The sequence below is a fragment of the Desulfurispora sp. genome (assembly GCF_052744395.1).
The window spans coordinates 1-21186 of sequence record NZ_JBRAJI010000015.1 but is presented as its reverse complement, the minus strand read 5'-3'; the positions used below and the strand labels follow the sequence as shown (position 1 = coordinate 21186).

19 protein-coding genes are annotated in these 21186 nt (G+C 56.0%); all 19 read right to left on the bottom strand.

Features of this window, described 5'->3' with window-relative positions:
- Window positions 1-747 carry an SIMPL domain-containing protein gene (locus tag ACUVTU_RS05815; RefSeq protein WP_445889020.1) on the bottom strand — a complete coding sequence of 249 codons (747 nt, stop codon included), beginning with the start codon at window positions 745-747 and terminating at the stop codon, window positions 1-3.
- An 87-nt stretch (window positions 748-834) separates the two neighbouring features.
- Window positions 835-2094, bottom strand: coding sequence for a lactate racemase domain-containing protein (locus ACUVTU_RS05810; protein WP_445889019.1), 1260 nt, complete (start codon window positions 2092-2094; stop codon window positions 835-837).
- 378 nt (window positions 2095-2472) lie between these two features.
- Entirely contained in the window at window positions 2473-4101 is a 1629-nt protein-coding gene (gene hcp / locus ACUVTU_RS05805) for a hydroxylamine reductase (protein WP_445889018.1), read from the bottom strand.
- Between the two features lie 58 nt (window positions 4102-4159).
- Window positions 4160-4342, bottom strand: a complete 183-nt coding sequence (locus ACUVTU_RS05800) for a 4Fe-4S binding protein (RefSeq protein WP_445889017.1) — start codon at window positions 4340-4342, stop codon at window positions 4160-4162.
- 169 nt (window positions 4343-4511) lie between these two features.
- On the bottom strand, window positions 4512-4922 hold the full coding sequence (locus ACUVTU_RS05795) for an RrF2 family transcriptional regulator (RefSeq protein WP_445889016.1): 411 nt from the start codon (window positions 4920-4922) through the stop codon (window positions 4512-4514).
- A 182-nt stretch (window positions 4923-5104) separates the two neighbouring features.
- On the bottom strand, window positions 5105-6004 hold the full coding sequence (locus ACUVTU_RS05790) for a 4Fe-4S binding protein (protein WP_445889015.1): 900 nt from the start codon (window positions 6002-6004) through the stop codon (window positions 5105-5107).
- 132 nt (window positions 6005-6136) lie between these two features.
- Window positions 6137-6823, bottom strand: a complete 687-nt coding sequence (locus ACUVTU_RS05785; RefSeq protein ID WP_445889014.1) for a hypothetical protein — start codon at window positions 6821-6823, stop codon at window positions 6137-6139.
- A gap of 13 nt (window positions 6824-6836) precedes the next feature.
- Window positions 6837-8093 (bottom strand): RAMP superfamily CRISPR-associated protein, encoded by a 1257-nt coding sequence (locus ACUVTU_RS05780; RefSeq protein WP_445889013.1) that lies wholly within the window; start codon window positions 8091-8093, stop codon window positions 6837-6839.
- A complete protein-coding gene (locus tag ACUVTU_RS05775; protein WP_445889012.1) occupies window positions 8090-8995 on the bottom strand; it encodes an RAMP superfamily CRISPR-associated protein in 906 nt (301 codons plus the stop codon). The genes ACUVTU_RS05780 and ACUVTU_RS05775 overlap by 4 nt, the downstream gene beginning before the upstream one ends.
- A complete protein-coding gene (gene csx7 / locus ACUVTU_RS05770; RefSeq protein WP_445889011.1) occupies window positions 8976-9836 on the bottom strand; it encodes a type III CRISPR-associated RAMP protein Csx7 in 861 nt (286 codons plus the stop codon). Before csx7 ends, ACUVTU_RS05775 begins: the two co-directional genes overlap by 20 nt.
- A gap of 25 nt (window positions 9837-9861) precedes the next feature.
- Window positions 9862-10362 (bottom strand): hypothetical protein, encoded by a 501-nt coding sequence (locus tag ACUVTU_RS05765; RefSeq protein WP_445889010.1) that lies wholly within the window; start codon window positions 10360-10362, stop codon window positions 9862-9864.
- A 13-nt stretch (window positions 10363-10375) separates the two neighbouring features.
- The gene (locus ACUVTU_RS05760) at window positions 10376-11623 is read right to left on the bottom strand and encodes a hypothetical protein (RefSeq protein ID WP_445889009.1); all 1248 of its coding nucleotides are present in this window, start codon (window positions 11621-11623) and stop codon (window positions 10376-10378) included.
- The gene (locus ACUVTU_RS05755) at window positions 11607-12260 is read right to left on the bottom strand and encodes an RAMP superfamily CRISPR-associated protein (RefSeq protein ID WP_445889008.1); all 654 of its coding nucleotides are present in this window, start codon (window positions 12258-12260) and stop codon (window positions 11607-11609) included. The genes ACUVTU_RS05760 and ACUVTU_RS05755 overlap by 17 nt, the downstream gene beginning before the upstream one ends.
- Window positions 12238-14733, bottom strand: a complete 2496-nt coding sequence (locus tag ACUVTU_RS05750) for a Cas10/Cmr2 second palm domain-containing protein (protein ID WP_445889007.1) — start codon at window positions 14731-14733, stop codon at window positions 12238-12240. The genes ACUVTU_RS05755 and ACUVTU_RS05750 overlap by 23 nt, the downstream gene beginning before the upstream one ends.
- A gap of 418 nt (window positions 14734-15151) precedes the next feature.
- Window positions 15152-15592: a pyrimidine dimer DNA glycosylase/endonuclease V gene (locus ACUVTU_RS05745; protein ID WP_445889006.1), complete on the bottom strand. Its 441-nt coding sequence runs from the start codon at window positions 15590-15592 to the stop codon at window positions 15152-15154.
- A gap of 10 nt (window positions 15593-15602) precedes the next feature.
- Window positions 15603-16667, bottom strand: a complete 1065-nt coding sequence (locus tag ACUVTU_RS05740) for a helix-turn-helix transcriptional regulator (protein WP_445889005.1) — start codon at window positions 16665-16667, stop codon at window positions 15603-15605.
- Window positions 16660-17868, bottom strand: a complete 1209-nt coding sequence (locus ACUVTU_RS05735) for a helix-turn-helix transcriptional regulator (RefSeq protein WP_445889004.1) — start codon at window positions 17866-17868, stop codon at window positions 16660-16662. Before ACUVTU_RS05735 ends, ACUVTU_RS05740 begins: the two co-directional genes overlap by 8 nt.
- Before the next feature lie 106 nt (window positions 17869-17974).
- On the bottom strand, window positions 17975-19675 hold the full coding sequence (locus ACUVTU_RS05730; protein WP_445889003.1) for a hypothetical protein: 1701 nt from the start codon (window positions 19673-19675) through the stop codon (window positions 17975-17977).
- Between the two features lie 5 nt (window positions 19676-19680).
- Window positions 19681-20979: a TIGR02221 family CRISPR-associated protein gene (csx2, locus tag ACUVTU_RS05725; RefSeq protein ID WP_445889002.1), complete on the bottom strand. Its 1299-nt coding sequence runs from the start codon at window positions 20977-20979 to the stop codon at window positions 19681-19683.
- Window positions 20980-21186: the final 207 nt, after the last annotated feature.

The following is a 21186-nucleotide window of genomic DNA, read 5'->3' as shown; positions in this document are numbered from 1 at the left end:
CTACTTCACATAAAACTCGGCATTAACCACTGCAGTTATCTCTTTATCCAGGGATGAAGTGTCGTTGATCCCGTAGTCCGAAACATCGGTGGAATTCAGCGGGGTGATCTGGAAAACGCCCATTTTGGCCGAACGCAGAGGGCCGATTTTCCCCCCACTGCTTTTGGCCAGCTGTTCGGCCCGCACCCGGGCATCTTTGGCTGCTTCCGCCAGCATACTCACCTTCAGATCGTTCAACTTGGTGTAGAAGTACTGGGGCGGTTGCGATTCAAACTGAATACCCTGATTAATCAGCTCGGTGGAGGTGCGGGAAAGCTCGCTGATTTTGTCCACCTCCTTGGAGGTGATTTCCACTGTTTGAATCAGGCGGTAGGCCTCCACCACACTGGTCTGCATGCCCTGGCTGCTGGTCTGGTAGATGGGAATGGTCTGAATGGAATTGACCACCAGATCTTTTTCCGCAATGCCCTTGGCCATCAGGTAACTCTTCACCCTGGCCAGGTCCTGCTTGAGCTTGTTGTAGGCATCGGGAAGCTGGGGCGACTGCACGGAAAAAGTGCCCCGCCAGACAATCAGGTCGGAGCGGATCTGCTTTTTGGCCGCCCCGGTGACCGTAATGGTGTTCTTGTTGCTGGCAAAATTGTTGAGCGCCCCGGCTGCGATAAAGCTGCAGATAACCAGAGCCAGGCCGATAATGGCGGCAGCCAGTACCAGGGCCGTGTTCTTGTTAGTGCCCGGTGATTCCATAAAACCCCTCCCGTTAATTTTCTGTAGAATTGACGACCCCGCCCACCATTTGGTTTACCGCTCCTAGAAAATATTTTTACGCCGGAACTATTCCTCTGCTCCATAGAACTGAATGGTTCCATCGGTAAACACATTGACCACCGTGCCGGCTTGATGGCCCTGCTGCAGCAGTTGCCGCACTTCCGCCCAGCTGGCGGCCCACTGCACCCGCCCGTATCCCCCGAACCATTCTTCATCCGCATAGTACCGGTAGGGGCTATAGACAATAATGCGCCCTGCTCCGGCCAGCATGGCGGCGCGGTTGGGGCTCCAGAGCTTCCCACCAATAAAGCGGCCAAACGCGCCCAGTAGGTAGTGCGGAATCTGGCCCAAGGGCGTATGGGTAATCACCACGGCGTCACCGCCCGGTTTCAGTGATTTAAGAGCAAACAACAGCGCTATGTAGGCTTCGCAGGCTTTAAAGTTGGCATTGGCCACCACAATGTCGGCCCCCGGCCGAAAAGGTGTGGCGTAAATGCGGCGGGCGGTTTCCACCCCGGCATAATGCGCGGCAATTGGTGCACCCACCACCAGCCCCACCGTCTGACAGCGGCTGTTCACCAGGGCGCTCACCACCATATCCAGCCCGGCCATTTGACACACTTCTTCCATTTCCTGGCGCATGATGTTGCCCTCGAAACGCCCCAGACCGTCCACAGGATTCAGCCCGGCCCCCATCAGGGCCGTGGCCGACAGAATGTGGTTGCCCAGAATGGTTTCCACTCCGCAGACACCAGGAAACAGAATCTTGCCGCCGCCCCCAAAACCGTTGAACGGGTGTGGCGTGATACAACCGATGCCAATTTTTAAATCACATTTCATCACTTCGGCGTTAACCGCCACCGGCGTACCCCGGCTGGTCTGGCCCAGATGCTGGCAGTTTTCATAAGGATTGTGGTTAAATACGGGAAAGCGGGCCACAATGTCCCGGCCCAGTTTTTTGGCCAGTATATCCAGGGTGTGGGCCCCGTGCATGCCCAGGGCGCAAATAAAGCGAATTTGCTGGTCCTGGATGCCGGCGGCAGCCAGCTCCTCCAGCACAAAAGGCACCAGCTGCTCCACCCTGGTACCGCGGCTGATGTCGTCAAAAATGATGCAGACCTCTTTTTTCCCCACCGCCAGTTCGCGCAGGGGCAGGCATCCTACCGGCGAGGCAAAAGCCCGGCGGATTTCTTCTTCCGTCACCTGCTCCATACTGTCGGCCGGACTATCACACCGGTTAACCTGCCAGTCAGCTGGAAAGCTGATCTCAATATCCTGCTCGGCAAACCAGGCCCCCTGAGGGAGTTTGATCATCTGTTCCGCCATATGGCAACACTTCCCTTTTTTGTATATTCAAAATATTATTGATATGGCTTATATATGTCAATATGTAATCAGGTTGTTATTAAAAGCGCAGGCCGGCAATCATGCCGGCCTGCGCCCGCTTCACTTGTTTTCTGGACCTTTTTCCGGATCAATGAACTTCTGTTTACCCCGTTCCCGGTTGAGAACTTCTTTGGGATTTTTTTGCGCTGCTATATCCAGTCTATCTCTGTGTCTGGCCATACGGCTCCTCCTCTTTCCCGTGCCCTTTGTCCCCTATTCTCCCCCTCTGCCGGAGCTATTATGCCTGATGGGGACTTCTACGACACCTGAAAGGGAGCACTCCAGCCGGCCGGAGCCAGCCACTGAGCAAAACTCTATTTATTTACCAAGAATAGCCGCCAGGTCTTCGTCCGGGGTGGTAATGGGCTTGATGCCGAAGTTTTCCACCAGCACATTCAGCACATTGGGCGTGATAAAGGCCGGCAGGCTGGGACCTAAGCGAATGTTCTTGATCCCCAGGTGCAGCAGGGTGAGCAGGATGGCCACCGCTTTTTGCTCGTACCAGGACAGCACCATGGACAGGGGCAGGTCGTTAACACCGCAGTTGAAGGCATTGGCCAGGGCCACGGCAATTTGAATGGCCGAGTAGGCGTCATTGCACTGACCAACGTCCAGCAGGCGCGGAATGCCGCCAATATCGCCCAGCTTCTTGTCAAAGAAACGGAACTTGCCGCAGGCCAGGGTCAGCACTACACAGTCTTGTGGTACTTTTTCCACAAATTCGGTGTAGTAGTTGCGGCCCGCTTTGGCGCCATCACAGCCGGCCACCAGGAAGAAGTGGCGGATGGCCCCGCTCTTCACACCGGCAATGACCTTGTCGGCCACGCCCAGCACACTGTTGCGGGCAAAACCGACCATAACCGTCCCTTTGTCTTCATCCTCAGCAAAGCCGGGCATGGCCAGAGCCTTTTCAATTACCGGGCCGAAGTCGCCGTTTTTAACGTGCTGCACACCCGGCCAGCCCACCAGACCGGTGGTGAAGATATTGTCCTGATAGCCCTGGGGCTCCTGAATGCAGTTGGTAGTCATCAAGATGGCCCCAGGAAACTGGGCGAACTCCTTCTTCTGGTTCTGCCAGGCCGTACCGTAATGGCCGTAAAAATGCTTGTATTTCTTCAGCTCGGGATAGCCGTGGGTGGGCAGCATCTCGCCGTGGGTGTAAACATAGATGCCCTTGCCTTCGGTCTGTTTGAGCAGTTCTTCCAGGTCTTTCAAATCGTGACCGGAAATCAGGATGCATTTGCCTTTCTTGTGACCCAGGGGTACTTCGGTAGGCACAGGGTGGCCGTAGGCGCCGGTGTTGGCAGCATCCAGCAGTTCCATGGTCCGCAGGTTGATTTCGCCGCACTTCAAAACCAGGCCCAGCCAGTCATTCAAGCCCAGCTCTTGGTTGGCCAGCGCCGCCATGCCTTCATGGACAAAGGCATATACCCGGTCGTCTTCCTGGCCCAGGATGCGGGCATGGTCGGCATAGGCCGAAATTCCCTTGATCCCGTAAATCAGAATCTGCTGCAGGGACTGGATGTCCGGATCGGCGTTTTTATCCCAGGCGCCGCCAATTTCCTCGCCCTGCTTGACCAGGCCGGCCAGGTCGGCGGCAGGCTGGAAGCTGGCAACAGGATCAGTGAAGTCGGTCCGGCCACCGGCAGCGGCCACCTTCTCTTTCAGGCGGGCGGTTAGCTCCACGCAGCGGCTCAACAGGGGCACAAAACGCTGCGGGTCGAAATTAACATTGGTCAGAGTAGAAAAAAGGGCTTCCACAGTAAAGGCGTTCACCTCGGGATCCACCACGCCCACCTGGCGCCCGGCGGCAGCGTAAAGCGACAGCCCCTTAACAGCGTGCAGCAGCAGGTCCTGCAAAGCGGCTACATCGGGCTTTTTACCGCATACTCCCACTACAGTACAGCCCATCCCTTTGGCGGTTTGTTCACACTGGTTACAAAACATGATTCTACCTCCCTTGATCAATATGTGTTTGATTGATTAATTGAATAACCGTTTCAAATCAGACCAACCTGATGGAAGACGTGGGACAGTTTTCTTCACAGGCTCCGCATTCCAAACAGGCATCGGGATTTACCACATTGGATTTGTCCGTCACTTCAAACACCTTGGGCACGGCCGGGCATACCTCGTAGCAGGTAGCACAGGCTATACAGGTTTCTTGATTTACCACCGGTACCAACACATCACCCCCTTCTGGAAAACCCAAAGATTAATTTTTTCTAACAAAGGTTAATTTTTTTAATACATATTGGACCTATTTAGTATAAATTAAGCGGTAAAAATTTCCGAAACTACTATCGTTTCGGGTAAATAATAGCATTATGTCGCTTATTGTGCAAATATTCATAATATTATTCGATATTGCCCATTATTATATCGGCAAAAGTTTCCTTTGTCAACTCCTCCAGCAATACTTTCTGGGCGCGCCCCAGAATGCGGTGAATTTTGCACGTATCTGAATTGGCACAGTAAAAACCGTTGCCCAGACACACATTCAAAGCCAGTGGACCTTCAATAATGGTCAGCACATCGGCGATAGTAATGGTATCGGCCGGACGGGCCAGGCGCACCCCCCCCTGGGCGCCGCGCTGGGTAACCACTAGCCCTCCCTTGCTGAGCGCCTGGATGGTTTTTTTCAGGAAAAGCTCGGGTACCTGCTGGCGCTCGGAGATGAGCCGGGTCTGGACAAATTCGCCATAGGGTGCCCGGGCCAGTTCCATTATGGTGCGGATGGCATATTCGGTCTGCCGGGTGATTTGCATGTTCAGTGCCTCTTTTCTGATTATGTGGATATATTATATCCACAATTGAATAATAGCATGAGCGAGTAATTTTGTAAAGAGTAAATGGCAAAAATTTTAGGCAGACCTTAGCGGCCTGCCCCAAGAATACACAATAGTCATTTAATCAGGCAAATTCCGCACAGCGAATCCCCGCTTGTTTATCAATGCCTACCTCCCCCCAGGGTGATCCAGAGGCCGGCTGCTTTGGCCACGGCATAACTTCCCCAAAATATAGCTACTGCCAGCAGTCCAGCCCCGAGAGGAGTGATTCTGCTGCCCAGCACCTGCATCGACCGGGCGTCCCGGGAACACTTTTCCTGACACTGCCCACAGGCAATACATTCCGCAATATCCACCCTGTTTTCTCTACCTATAACCTGCAAGGTACAGGTTCTGCCACAGGCCCGACAGTTATTACACAATTCGCCCACGGGCTGACGCAACAGACCTATCCGGCTGAAGATAGCCAGCAAAGCACCCAGCGGACAAAAGTAGCGGCACCAGATTCGATCAATAAAAAGACTGCTCAGTAAAACTACTAATAAAAGTACTGCACCGACAGGAAAACTGCTAAAAGCTGCTCCAATCCCTTCCCAGAGATGATTAAATGCCACCCAGGGGTCATAGGTCCGAAAAACCAGCTCCCCTGTCCACCAGGTCAGCGCCAAAAAGATAAACAGCACGCCATACTTTACATAGCGCAGCAGCCGATCCACTCGTTCTGGCACCCTGATAGTCTTAATGCCTATTTTTTGCCCCAGTTTTAATAACCATTCCTGCATCGTACCCAGAGGGCAAATCCAGCCGCAAAAGGCCCGCCCGGCCAGTAAAGCTGTAAGTATAACCGCAGCTAACAAAACCAGATTGGAAAAGTTTGTCCTTTTAATAAAGGTGCCAGCGGCTACAAATTTGTACAAACTTTCCAAGCCCCCGAAGGGGCAATAAGCATCCACCGGTGCTGCTCCCATACGGCCTCCTCCCAGCAGCACATGCCGCGCTCCCAGATAAGATAGCAAAACCAGAAATACTCCCTGTACCAGATAACGAATATTTTGCACCACAATACCCCTCCTTACAATAATGTGCAAATCCCGGTCTACTCTGATAATACCGCCAGTATAAACAAAAAACTTGGCAGCTCAATGACCAAAATGTCACAATCTGGTCACAGCTGCCACCAAAACAGGCTATTTTTATCTACGAGACCTGCTGATCTTCATATTAGGATTACGACCGAGCATGGCCGCTATATATTCGCTGCTAATGCTCTCACTGTTCGATGTAGCCTGTGCTGTCGCCTGCAGGCCGGGTTCCGGGGACACCCGGCCCGCCTGACTCTGCCCGGCCGGCTGGCGGGAGAGTTTTGCTCCACCGTGCCGACCCGGAACGGTCTGGCTCCCTGCAGTTGCCGGTCCCGTCCCGGCTGCCGGCTGACTAAGCCCGGCCAAACTCTCCCGGTGTTTCAGGGCCGCTTCATGCAGGCGCTGGATCCAGCCGGCAAACTGGTAGAGCTGGTCAAAATCCAGCCGGTCCAGTTTGGGACATGTTGTTCGGATTTTTTGCCCTTTATTTCCGTCCCCTTGCTTGGGCAGGCACCATATTTTCTCCACAATATAATCATAGTGAACTCGCATGCTGCCCCGCTGCACAAAGGGGCTTTTCCCCATTTCCCGGAGCAACTGCCAGAACCGCTGCTTTTTCTCCTCATCACTGAGACCCTTTTGGGCCTGCACTGAGCGAAACACTTCCAGCACCAGGCCCACCGCACTGTTATCCAGCGGAACAATTTTACTGCTTCTATCTTTATTAACAACTTCCACTTTGCCGTATTTCGACTTGCCCACCACCACCAGCGCCAGGCGCAAAGGTTCAGGCAGCACATGCACCGCCTCCTTAATATATCTTCATCTCCTGGCCTGAAATCATCACTTCCCGCCAGGCCGGACCACGAGGATTATTCCAGTCCCAAATGCGGCGCAGCTCTGTTACGGCCCGGGCAATAGCTTCGTCACTGTTCTGGCCATACTGGCGGGCCAGTTCCTGAATTGCTTCGGGCGTATCCCACGGCGGCTGATCCGGAGTGGATACCCCGTAACGCTGCAGCAGGTTTTCCACAGCCAGCAGTTCCACCCGCACACTGCCCAGATAGGCCGGTTTGCCATAACCTATTTTTAAGCAAAAGCTCCCATCCAGGCCTAAGCTGAAGGCCAGAAGCGACAGATCCTCCCGGGTGAGGTTGTAAAACACCACCTGCCCCTGGAAAACGCTGTCCTTTCTGGCTACCTCGTGTTTTTCCCGGGCTGCCGAATTATTTCTTCCCACCTCTGGCTGCTGGCTGTGGTAATAAAATTTGCGGCCCCGAAACAGGCGGGGGCGATTTAATGCTTCCCGCGCTGGCCGACTGCTCAGCCGCTGCCAGAAATCACTTTTGGAACAGCTCAAACAATCTTCCGCACAAAGGCGGCAGTAATAAAGGCGCTCATTGCCTGTATCTGTGTTGTCAGGATAATAGCGCGGTTCCGCCGACGCACTTCTGCTATTGGAGCGCTTATTTTTGGCGGGATAATTTCTAAAGGGTTCATTCAACGCAGGCAGGGCAATAATATCCAGCTGCCGGGCCGGTTCACCAACCAGATGGAAGTCGCTGAAGGCCACCTGGCCGCGTCGGCCCTGCTGCCCACTGCTGTGACCAAAGAGGCGGCAGGCAGGGCAAAGTCCCATCCCATCCGCAGCCTGCTGTCCTCTGGGATCGTCACACCGCTGGCGGTTTCCCTCCGGCAGACAGTCGCGCAGCCAACTATTATTATAGGGCAAGCGGGGGGCACAGCTTAGGCTCACCGCCTCGGCCACACTGCGCACCACACCTTTTACAGAAGAACCGGGAATGACCGGCTTTTCCCCCCGCCGGGCAAAAACCTTATATAAACCATGCTGGCTGTCTGGCTGGTACAGGCCGGAAAAAATGTGCACAGGACTAAGACAGGTAATCTTTAGTTCCAGCCGTCCGCTGTACAAATTACTACAAAGCTGCTCGTGTCCCACCGGCTTTTGTCGCTCTACCTGTGCATTCAGGGGCACAAAAGAATAGGGCTTTTCTCCCAGCAGGGTCTGCCTTTGCCGGTCTGCCCCGCCTTGCCTGCCGTTACTCATGCCCGGTTCCCCCCTGCCTTATTACTAACCTGTTCCAGCCACTCTTTTTCCCTCTCCAGAAGATCGTTCAGGTTTGCCCGGGCCAGCCAGCCCGCCTCGCCCCAGATGGCTGCTTCTGCCTGCCGGCCCTGCCAGTAGTAAAACTGCTTTTGCCAGTCCAGCCCATCCGGATTCAGTACATCCTCCCCGGAAAAACCTCTTATCCCCGCCGGCTTATCCTGCCGGTAATCGCGCAGGTTAATTTCCAGCCCGCACACCTGCACCCTGCCGTAGCCCCGGGTGCCGCCCATGCCCAGCCCCAGCAGGCCGTCGTGCAGGTCGCGCAGCACATAAAGCAGCAGCACCAGCTGCCAGGTGAAATAGTTGACCAGTTCAATTTTCACCTGAAAGGTGCCCTCTTCCACCACCTCGGGCTGGAAGAGGCTGCCTTTCTGCGCCCCGCCGGTGATGCGGTTAATGCCCACATTGCTGCACACCCCCAGGCGCACCGGACCCACCGGGTAGGCATCGGCAAACAGGGCCCGCCCTTTCAGGAAAGGGCTGCCAAACAAACGGCAGGCCAGACAGGCTATTTTGTATCGCTGCCAGGCTTCCTTGAAATCATCGGGTTTTTTTCGTATTTTTTCTTCATATTTCAAGCAACTTTGCTCTCTCCCAAAAACCATACAGCAGTTTTCGCCCAGAGTCCGCAGAATCTGCTCCGCCCGGCTGCGCATAACCCCCTTCAAACTGCTGCCGGGCAAAAATACCGTTTCCTGCCCGTTGTGATAGGCCCGCACAAACTGCATATCGGGCAGGGTGGGGTCCAGGCTGGCCGCCTCACCGCCCGCCTTGATCAGCAGCGGACCATCGGCCTGCACCTGAAAGGTCAGGCGGGCCTGGTTATACAGCGCCTTGAACATCCTGTTCACCCCCTGTCCGGCTCCGGCACGCTTGCATCATATCCTGCAGCGTTACAGCAGGCCAGTCCTGCCAGTTGTGACAGAGCAGCCACTTTTTCAAATCCTTACTGGTAATCCGCCGCACCGCCACATCCTCCAGCACCACCCGGCCCAGTCCCCGGGAGGTACGGCCTCCCAGGGCCAGTTCGCCCCGCTGCCAGGCCAGCAGGCCATAGAGGGCGTGCTGCAGTTCCTGATCGGTGAGGTTTTCCATAACCACTTCCAGGGCAAAGCAGGTGCCGGCCGGCACCGCTTCCAGGTCATAAAGCACTTTGTCCGCTTTGGTCAGGGAGTCGCGCTCAATGCCCACGCCGGTACGCAGGTCGTAATGCCCGCACCAGGTTTCCGGAAGGACCGGCAAATCGGCCACCTGTACCTTGCCCGCCAGATGGGTGTGGCCAAATAGGCGGCAGGCCGGACAGCTCTGCTGGTAAATTTCCCTGGCCAGTTCCTCGAGATTATCCCCATAACTATCTTTTAAGTATTTGATTATGTTAACCTTTTCATCATTACGTTCCACTTCCCTGTCCACACAGCGCTGGCCCTGGCCGGTAATCAGGCATACTTTATCCTCTCCCAACAGCGCCCGCAGCACCTGTTCGGTGAAGGATCTCCATACACCCTTGAAGGAAGAACCGGGAATAAAAGGCTGGCCCGCCGCATTTTTCACCACCCGGGCATCCACCGCTCCGATCTCCAGGCTGTCCTGGGGTGCCCCGATGTGCAGGGCGGTCAGCGCCCGCAGGCGGCCGGTGATAATATAACGGTTGTAAAATTGATCATAAAGAAAAATCTGCTCCACAGTTTCACCTCCTGGCCCGGCCGGGTCATCTATTCCTGCCCCGGCGGGCCTGCTGCTGACTGTTGTTTCTCTGACCATTGCCCTGCTCTCTGGCACCGTTATTACCCTTAAAATCCTCATATGTCACCCGCCAGTACAGATAGCCAAAAAAGCGGCTGAGCAGCATTAATTTCTCCTTTTGCGTCAGACCGGCCATAGATTCCTTGGACAACAGGTGACGCGTTGCCGCAATTAACCTTTCTCCCAGAGGAACATTGGTACGACCATCACCCGCCGCCCTGTCAGACGGGACCGCCCTGGCCCAGCCATGCTGGTTTTTATCCCGTCCCACCTTGTACAGGATGTAAGCATACAGCTCCTCCAGACAGGACGCCCGGGAAGCAATATCAATCAAGCTGCGCACCTGCTTGTTGCCCAGCTCTTTACTTAAAAAAGCATGGCGGATCTCCTGAACATCCATCAGTTGATTTACACACTGCAAAGCCTGAGGATAATACTCCTCCAGATTGACAACCGGCCCGCTCATCTTGCTTCCCCCTTTAACCACTTTTCCCGCAGCGCCAGTGTATTTCATCGGCCACACTGACCTGACCGTAACCTTCTTCCCGGCGCTGCCCCAGCCCCCACCACTCCAGGCTGCGCAGCAATGGCAGCGCCCGGTCCAGAGCATCCCCGGGCAGGCTGAGCACCAGAATGCTGCCCCGCTGCACCAGAAAGGCATATTCCTTCCAGGCTCCACCGGGGGCGGAAGTGTCAAAACCGCTCCGGTAACCCGTACTGACCAGCACCTCTTCCAGCTGCCAGCCCAGTTCCTGCCAGCCCGCATCCTCCCAGGGCAGCGCTTCCTGCAGGGACTGCTGCCAGAATTCCCGCCAGCCTTCATCGGTCAGGTGTTCGGATGGCGGCATCTGGGGCCAGCAGGCGTCACTGAGCAGGAGCAGAGGTATGTAAACCCGCCCCGTCCGGCGCCAGCTTTCCGGAAGCAGCGCAGTGAATGCCTTGATACCCTTAGCTATGCGCTCTTGCCCTTCTTGCTCCGGCCGGGAAGGCAGTAACCGCCAGGTAACCAGGGCCTGTCCCAATCCACTGGTAGTCTTGGCCCCCAGGCGCAAAGTGCATGGCCACGTTTCCGGTGCAGGCGACACCGCCTGTTCTGACAGGCGTACCCGGCCGGAAAATACCGCCGGCTGCTCCCGGCCGTTCTGCCGGTTCACTTCGCTGAGCACGTTAACCGTATAAAGCAGGCCATCCCGGGCCACCCGGCGGTAAGGATCCACCCCCAGGCGAGTCAGCGGACGATAAACCGGCTGCACAGAGCGATATACCCCGCCATCCTCTACATAAAAGCCACTCACACTCTCCACCCGTCCCTTGCCTCCCGGACAATGCGCACATACCGGAGGCCCCTCCGCCTGCCCCCGTCCGGCCAGCAGGCGGTGTACCAGCGCATCCTGGGCCGGATGGCCGGAATCGAATTTGCACTGCACTGCGGTGACCGGCCAGGGCCTGGCCCCGTACGGGTAACAAAAGGTGAACAGCAGCCGGGTAAAATGACGGCACCAAAAATGGGCAGCGCACTCTGCACAGGCCATTTCATCTCGAAATTCCACCCAGAAAAGCCTGTTCCCTACCCGGTTCAGAGGACACTGCTCCACAATCCAGCGGGCCAGAGCCGCCTGCAGCACCCCACCGGGAATGTAAGGCAGGGAGCGTATGTAGTCGCTGCCCGTCTTCTGTCCCCCCACCAGCAGAGGGCTTTTCAGCTCCACATCAACCCGCCATTCCAATTTCTTCACTCCATTTCCGCAACAGGTCGAAAGACAGGTTTTGCTCCCCATCCTGATCCATCCAGTACACCTGCCAGTCCAGCTGCAGCCGCCCCCAGCCGCTGGATACTCCGCCCCCCAGGGCGTAAACCTGCCGCAGGGCCAGGCTGAGCAGTACCAGCTGGCGTTTAAAGGCCCTTTCGTCCAGGCTGCCGGTGATCTCTCCCTGCCAGACCGAACCGGCCCCCAGCTCGGCTACTTGAATAAAGGCCAGCGCCTGGTCCCGGGCCACCCGCCGGTAGCGCTCCAGAGCCACCCGGCCGGCAGTGTGCAGTGTAAATCCCCTTTCCTCCCCGGTCAGGTATAAATCGGGAAAATACAGCCGTCCCGGCCGGTTGCCCCCTGTGCCAAACAGCTCACAAACATCACAGGGGCAATCGGCGGTACCGGAACAGCGAACAAAACCTTCCAGACAGTTAACCAGCTGCCGGGCATAAGCCCGCAGTTTGCCCTTCAAACTGGAACCGGGAATGTAAGGGCGACCCCGGCCGTCCAGCAACAAGTACTTGTCCAGCAGCCCGCTTTCAGCCCCCGCCGATCCACTGTGCCAGCGGCTGCGGGGCCGGGCAATTATCTCAATGCGCACCCGCCTGAACACGGCTGTTCACCTCCCGTCCTGAACTCCCGGCAGTTTCCACCTCTGCCTGGCGGATTTTTTCCGCAGCGCTCTCCGGGAAAGCGAAATCCCACAGTTCCAGAATGTCCAGCCAGGGAGCATAATAAGCTTTTTGGACATCCTTAAAGCCGGGCGGGGGCAAACCGGGCAAAAGCGCACTGCCGTCCGGCTGCTCGCCCACCTGCCGTGCTCCCAGCGAAACGGCCAGTTTATCCCACCATTGGGCCAGGGTATGGAACTGCTCCTTTTTATTGCCGGACAGCAAGCGGCTAACCTGGTACAAATAGAACAGCTGGCTTTCCCCGGGCCCGTGTCGGGCGGCGAAATCCCGCAAACCGTACAGGTTGCTGCGGGACAGCACCTTGCCGCTGCGCAGGTAAGCAATGAGCTGCATGAGCAGTTCGGCCGTCGTCCAGCTATAGGGCCGCATAGTCTGGTACCAGCCCTGCCGGCACAGGTTTTGTTCCCGGTACTGCACCGGCCCCGAGATATAACCGCTAAAGGATTTGAGCACCACTATGTCCACCGTACCGCCCGCCAGTTCCGGATGCTGCACCTGTTCCTGGTTGGCCCGCGCTTTTTTCTTGGCCTGTTTGAGCAGCTGGGTGGCTATCTCCAGCAATTCGGCCAGGGGATCCTGATAACCGGCCACCACCACCCCCAGGGACATGGTCATGGTATACTTGTTCTCGGATAAATTTTTAAAGGCCGTGTCAAACTCCCGGCCCAGAGTCACCGCCACCTGCAGGGCCACATCGCCCGGCGTGAGCAGAAATACGTCATCGCCCCCCAGAGCAATAAACTCCACGGCCGTAGAGCCCGTGTGCCGCCCCACCGCCCGGTAGGCCGCCGCTTTGGTCACCTCCTCCACCCGGCGGCTGAAGTAGCGGCTGGCGGCCATATGAGGCAGGTTCATCACCACCTGGCCCATATTGTTGCCATCGCCGTAGAGCACCCCGATGTAACGCCCATCGCGGGAGCATCTGGCCAGATCCTGAGTACTGCTGGCTTCCACTTTTATTAGCTGATTTTTCTCTCCGCCCAGTTCGGTCTGGCAAAAACTTTCATAATCCCGGCGCATGAGTTGCTTGAACAGGCGACCAGCCTGATATTTATGCCAGCAGGACAGGCAAAAATATTCCTCCTCCCCCGGGGTGTAAACCAGCCGCCCTGCGGCCGGGCGCCGGCCGCAGCGGGTACATTTCTGGGTAGACCCGGGCGACAGTCTTTGCAGATCAGTGCCCTTGCCCTCATCTCCGACGGCAACCGGCTTTTCATCGGGGGACAGATAATAATTGATGTCCCCACTCCCGGGATTTATCGGATAGGCCCGGTGTAGCTGCCGCCGCACCCGCTGCCCCTCCAGCGCACTCATCACCCGGCGATACTGCTCCCGGTCCAGCAGTTGCTCTGCTTCCACCACCCGGCCGGTGACCACCGCCTGGGCGGTGAGCGTTACCCGGCGGTAAATCTCCTCTATCTCCCCGGCCAACCGGTCAGCCTCCTGCCGGTTCTCTTCCTCACTGTTACCCAATGCCGGCAAAACAGCCAGGAAGTTGCCGCCCCCGCAATAGACCAGCGACTCGGCCGTATAATTTCTCTCGAAGTAATAGGGGATGCGCAGCCGGTTGATGCTGTCCAGCAGCACCGATGCGCCGCGCACATCGGGAATTTTGTTGTTTTCCAGGAAATACTGCTTGACCTTCACCGACCCGCCCTTGAGCAGCAAAAGCTTTTTTCCCTGGAGCAGGCCCCTGGCTTCATCTGCACTGCCCGGCAGCTGTTCACCCCGGGCCAGCGCAATGGCCAGGGCCGCCTGCCATAAATCCGGGGCGCGCAATTTTTCCTGCGCATCCCCTTCCGGGAAACCGCCCAGCACAGCTTGCAAGCTGACCCACCTTTCCCGCTGCCATTCCTCCGGCCGTTCCGGCCAGTGGTACAGAGCCGCGGTCAGGGCATAGTAAAGGCCGGTTACCACTCCGGCCACATCACCGCGGGGACAGGCCGGCAGCGGCCCACTGTCCCTCTCCGGCAGCCCGGGCAGATATGGCAGGGCAGGACAGAGGCGCAGTGCATTCTCCCATTCGCTTTCCCCGGAAGCCCCTTTCCCACCGGCCGGCCCTGCCGCACTTTGCTCCTTCCTGTCATTGGCGGTAGCCGGCCAGCCGTACTGCTCGAAAAGCCGCCGGCACTGCCCCACCGGATCCTGCAGATAAGCCCAGAAACTATTTGCCCGCTCGTCCTCACCCATCCGGTCAGCCCAGTACTGCCAGACCTGCCCGGCCCGGCCTGCAATCTGGTCCAGATCCTGACCGGTAATAAAAAAACATGTACCGGTCAGCGGGTCCTGCCAGGTGTGCACCCGCTCCCGGGGCAGATCATCCCTGGCGATCACCTGCCTCTGGCACTGCCAGGCCAGCCATTCGATATATTTCATCCTCTGTTTTGCCGGCAAACAACTCACCTCCAGTATCAAAAAACTCCTTTCCCCATGATATGGATTATTTTTTACCCGATAATCTAAATCCTGCTTAATATTGAAAAATTTTTCCATTAATTTTCGACATGATTAGACTTATTGCAACGGTCCATATCTTGCTCACTGCCCTCCCTTTTTTCTACCGGTACATGGGAAATGTCCCGACCACAGTAGGGACAAACCCAGCGGTCCCCCCAGGCGCTGTAGGACCGCCGGCCGCAAAAGGGACATAGCTTGCTCTGCATTCAACTCACCTCCACCATCATGGTTTTGGGTCAACTTTTCTGTCACCATCCTTAACTTTATTACATGCTGCGGTAGATTATTTTGCCAGTTAACCTTACGCCCAAATTTCCCCGGGCAACAAAAAAGCAGCCCTTTATCAGGCCGCCGTCTAATAAATCTTCTCCCATTCCTCCACCTTACCGGGCACTACCTGGAAAAGGGGATGGGGCAATGGGTGATCCACTTTTATTATTTTCTCATGCCAGGCCGGATCCCGCCGCACCAGTTTCTGCCTCAAGTGGTAAAGTTCATAGGCCAGCTGTCCAGCAGTCACCGTCAGAGAGGATATGTCTGCCGGCAAACACCTAATTTTTTCCTTCCGGAAATTGTAACCCCGTCTGCCGGCCTCTTCCAGCACCGCGCCCAGGTAGAAACCGATAGCCGAAAGCGGATCCGGATGCTCCCGAAAACGAATCAACTGGGGATGAAAACGATAACCTCTGGTCAGCCCGGCCAGCACCTGTTGGGCCAGCAAAGCCTCCCGCCACAGAGCCACCAGCCCCCGGGAATCCAGATAACAGGGGTGAAGCGACCAAAGACGCACCTGCATATCCCATCCTTTACCAGAACTTAACCTGTTTATTTTTTCCCTCATCCGCCGCCTCACCATACATCTCCAGCCAGTACCGGGCGGTTTGCAGCATTTTTTCCCGCAACCACTGCGGTTCCAGCACCACGGCCGAAGAGCCAAAGGAGAGCACCCAGCGCGCAAAATTGTTCACCCCGTGCACCGGTCCGTAATATTCCAGCACATCGTCAGACACTTCCCGCAAACCACCCATCCTCCGGCGGGCAAATTCCCGGCGCACTTTCTCCCACACGCCAGCTTCATTGTAAAAATGCACCCGCACGGTCTCGGGTAGGCTTAGATCCATGCCCCAGCGCAAGCGCAGGTAGCCCTCCAGGCTAAAATCTGCGGGATAAACAAATGAGCGTTCGCTAACCTGCAACCGGCGCACCCGGTTCAGATGACAGGCTACAATCTCGGCCGTATCCTCCCGCCGGGCAATCAAATACCAGGCCGCATTGCCGGTAAAGAAAACCAGACATAGGGGCCAGAGCAACCATTCCACCACCTGCTGAAGATTGCGGGCATAATAGCTGACGACTATCTTTTTCTCTTCCAGCAAAGCCCGGCGCGCCTTTTCCCAAATCTCTCCCCCCTGCAGCTGTACCCCGCCGCGCAGCACCGGCATGGCGTCACCTTCCCGAGCAGCCGCTGCCTGCTGCCCCGCTCCGCAGCCAGCCAAAATGGTTCGCCCCAGCTGCTCCAGTTCTCCACCCGGCCGGTACTGCTGCATCATCCAGGCCAGAGCCAGCGCCTCCTCCGGCGCCAGCTGCCAGGCCGGTTGCTGCATAGACGTATTGGGTTGCAAAAACCAGCGCACATCCGGGTCCTGGATCTGCATGCTGTCATTGATCGGATCATCTTCCCCCACATACAGGGGAAAATAACCAGCCAGGTCGGTGTCCAGCAGGCAATCGTTTAAGTCCTGCAAGATCAAACCCTGCGGGTAACCGGTGATCTCCGCCAGCTGACGGGCGCTCAAACCGGCCGGATGGGCTTCCAGGGCGGCCAGAGTATCCATCAGGCGCCGCAGGGGACGGGAGCAGGACTCACTCACGCCCATCACCTCCGGTATAACGCTCCAGCATACGGTGGGCAGTATGGTACATGCGGGCGCGCAGTTCGGCAGGCTGCTCCACAATTGCTGCCTCCCCGTAACTGCGCAGCCAGGAGGCAAACTCGGACAGTCCGCAGATGCGGTCTTCTAAAATCGTTTCCTCACCCCGGGCGTAAAGGCGGCAATCGGGCCGGCAAGGCCAGCGGCGGGCGATTTCCCCCTGCAGCCGTTCCAGAGCCACCATATGCCATTCTGTATTCCGAAAGCGTACCCGCACCTGGTGCTCGGCAGCATCGTTACCAATGCCCCAGCGCCGGCCCAGATATTGCTCCAAATGAAAACCGTCAGAGAAAGTATGTTTTTCGGGCAGCACTTGCACCACCCCCAACCGGTCCCCCCGGTATTCCCGCGGCTCTTCCCCATGCTGCGGCACAGCCACCAGATACCAGTGTCTTTTCTCCCAAAGATAGACCATGCCCAGCGGGGCCAGCTGCAGTTCTTTTTGGCGGTAAGTCACCTGTACCCACTTTTGCTCCCGGATGGCCCGCCGCAGGGTACCCACCAGAGCAGCGTTTTCCAGCAGCCCTCCCGTACCGGGACCGTGTGCCAAAATACGTTCTTCCACCCGGCACATTTTTTCGCGCCAGGCTGAACGGCCGGGAAAAACCAGGTGCGGTATCATGCGGCTTTTTAGACGTACCAGCTCGGAAGGCAAATTGATCAACTGGGACAACAAATCCAGATAGCCATAGAGCTCTGCTGCCAGGGCCGTAGACACCGGTATCGGTCGGGCCAGTGCCGGCCCGGGCTGCCAGCGCCCGTCCACCTCCTGCACAAAGCCGGAACTGGCCAGCTCATGCAGCAAGGATTCCACTGTATCCCGGCCCCCCAGGGCTGGATGACCGGCCAGCAATTGAGCTGTGGTCAGCCCTCCGGGTACATTATAGAGAATTTTCAGCAGGGCCAGCTTTTTGCGCTGCCTGCTGTGCACCCTGTCCGCCAGCTCTCCCCAATTATCACTGCCGGCAGCCAGATTGGCCTGCACCCTGCCCCGCTGCACACAAAGGAGACTTTGTCTAACCAGAGCAGCACAATCATAGCGCAGTGTGCGGGGAGAAACTGTAAAGCCCCGCTCGGCCAGCGCCTGCCGTAATTCCTCATAGGTCAACCAGTTAGCCGGTACCTGATGCAATGCAGTCAAAATACTTTCCCTGCGCTCTTTAACAGCACTGTCCGCATTCCTGCCCCGGGGCAAAAAATCTCCCTCCCTGGGGTGAGCCGCAGCAGCACATAGCGCCCACCCGGTATCATCTCATCGGCTCCAGTTCTACCAGCTCTCCGCAGACATAGGGATTGGCCCGCTGTTCTTCATAAGGGCGCCTGTCCACCAGGGCCACCCGGCGCACTGCTACACCCAGCCGGTTCAAATAAGCGGCCAGATCTTCCACCACACACTGCATGGCCGTAGTACCGCCGGTGATATTCACCACTACTTCCCCGGCACCGGCCAGCTCCTGCCACAGTGCCCTGTTTTCCCGCTGCAGCCTTTCTGCTTCCCGAAAGCCCAGATGCGGGTCGGCCAGATTGAGCACATGGCAGGGTATATGATCCGCCCCGGCCACCTGTAATATCTCGGGTATGGCAGCCGCCGCCTGCGGGGAAGAAAGCACCACCACTCGCTGCGGATCGGTCAGCTTCACCCCACTATATAACACACCCCGGGACAAACCCAGGGGGGTTAGCAAAACCCTTTGCCCTTTCCTCTGAATGACTTCCAGTGGCACCTCGGTACACAGCAGGGCCTGGCATTCCCGCAACAGGTTATTGATTTCATCCACTGATATTTGCACAGTCCCCTCATCCATGCCGCCGTGGGCCACCAGGTTCCGGTCGGCAGTGACCCTGCTCCAGAGAGAAGCCAACTGCTTTTCCTGCGCATCTTTTACCAGACCCTGTTTAGCTCGCTCTTTAAGCCAGTTCAGCGCCTGTTCGTAGCGCTTGCGCCTTTCATACCCCAGCCAGTTGTAAACCGGCTGGCCATCCCGGGAGCAATGGGCCAGCTGCAGGCGGCTAATCAGCCATTCCCGCAACACCAGCATCACCGCCGGCCGGTTCATCCGGCTGGCGTACCAGCGGGCCAGAACCAGCTGCCGTTCCAGTTCCCGGCGATCCAGCACCACCTGCTGTTTCCAGTTTTTCTCTGCCAGGTTCACCGTCAGTTGCCAGCTGGTCAGCAGCTCTCCCATATCTTTCAAGGCCAGCACCGCGGCCGGCAGTTGTTCCAAAGAGCTCAACTGCTCCAGCAAAGCAGTTAACCGGGCCGCCTGATACCCGGTTTCCAGAGGCAGCACCGCCCCCAGGGCAAAAGCCAGCTCCTGCACATGCCCTTTGACCCGGGACAGCACCTCGTCCCGGCCGCCCTGCCGGAACAGGTTGCCCAGGTCACCGTGCAAAAGGCGCCCCAGAGGTCGGAAATCCCCCTCCTGGCGGGCGGTGTTCAGAGCATAATACCATTCTATCAGGCGGAACAGGTAAGTTATTTCCAGTATAGGAGCCCGCCGTTCCTCCCCCGACCCTGTACCGAATTCGTAGGCACCATAATAAATACCCTTCAGATTTACCTCCCGTAGGCCCACCAGATAGATCAGAGCAGCCAGATAGGTGAAGGGCAAATGGCGCAGGGAAAAGGTTACATCCAACACCACATCCTCTCCTGGCTGCACCAAATCGGTGATAATCCGGAAGATCTGCAATATCTCGGCCTCATCGCGCCCTTCGGGCACCGGCACGGCCCGGGGCTCGAGCCCGGCCTGCAGCAGTTGCTCCGCCAGCGGCGTGTAATTTGCTTCCCTGGCCGCAGCGGTCACCAGCACACTGGCCCTGGCTCCGCGCAGCTCTTTCAGACGGGCCAGCGCCACGGGAGCAAAAGGTGTGCTGTATTCCCGGCCGTCCCAGTAGTATGTACAAGGTTGATATTTGGTTTTGCCAATAGAGGTAATTAAATGCACAAACATCACCCGTTCAAATCTTCAGGTTGAATTCGTCGATAGATATTTTTCAGGGTATCGCAATAGTTGAACACTTTGTTTATATCCATGAGATAATTACTTTCATCTCTATCAGGTAAAGCATGCGCAATGTTATTGCGTATTCGGGCAATATTCCTGTATTTATCATTCAATTGTTTTGCCAGATCACTTCTGCTTGCGAATAATAGCTTTTTGGCCTCTTCCCGGTTAACCTTCTCATCCCATTTCCAGCCCAGCAATTCACATACCCTGGTCAGTATCGACTCGGCCATCACTATGTAGCCAGTAGCATAGCGTTTGTTTTCAAAATACCACCTGGCCATTTCCAGTTGAAATAGGGAATCTTCCCGTATACGAGAAAAGCGCGTCAAATATTCCTTGATATACTTGACCACCCGGGCCGCTGGCCCCGGCATTTGTTCGGGCAGAGCCCTGATTAACTGGTCCTGCTGATTCCTGATGCCAGATAAATAATTAAGATTTATTAAATCAGAAAAGCCCCGCATCTTTTTGGCAAGATTATTATCATGCCCTTCCAGAAGCTCGGCCACTAAATAACCGTTACCATAACTATCTAGCTCATGAATGGCCTTAATCCACCTGGTCATATCATAAACCATTTTCAAGTCCACTATCGGTGCTTTGTCTGCCATTTCCCGCGCACATTCCAGCATACCGTAAAACACTTTTTTAATCACAATCCGCTTGTCCGCCAGATTCTCAATATAATCTACCATCACATACTGAAATAATGCCAGGGATCGAAAAGAATGGGTTATATCCAGATAAATTTCATCGCCATCCTGCAGCAATTCGGCGATATCCATAAAAACGTCGAAGTCGTACAACAACTCTTCCGTGTTCAGACCGTACTTGATCAGCAGGCAGCGCGAACCTGTAAGGCCAAGCTCCCGGTCAATAGCCTGCTCCAATTTTTTCAGGTGTGCACTGGTTAAGCAGTACTGATTATGATTGCTCCTATCAATAGCATCAGACAATTCCAGCCAGTACTCTTCATCAAAATTATCAGCCGAAAAGATCTCATAAACTCGCTCCCACATGGAGCGGGCCGTACCCACCAGAAAGACTCGCTCAATTTTATAGTGCTCGATCAAAGCCTGGGCTATCAGCTCTTTCTTCTCGTAGAGTTCGTTATCTATCATATAATTTGCTGAACTATATTTACGCGATGGCACCAGACTTGTTGCTGTACTATTAACCGCCTTCTCTCCCCGTAGAAATGAAGGCCCTGTACCAATTCCGGCAATCAGAACTCTGGCCATTGCGCAACATCTCCTTGTTCAATCTTCATATCTTACATAATTTTAAGCTACATAACCATTATAATCCTCCCTGAGGCAATATTTTGTCGAAACAAAACGACACAAAAAATAATGTCAAAAAAGCGGCTTCTCCAGCACAGCCAGGGAGATAGCCATCCGTGATCTATTTACCATATATGTCACTTAATACCATTTATCTCCTGGGAA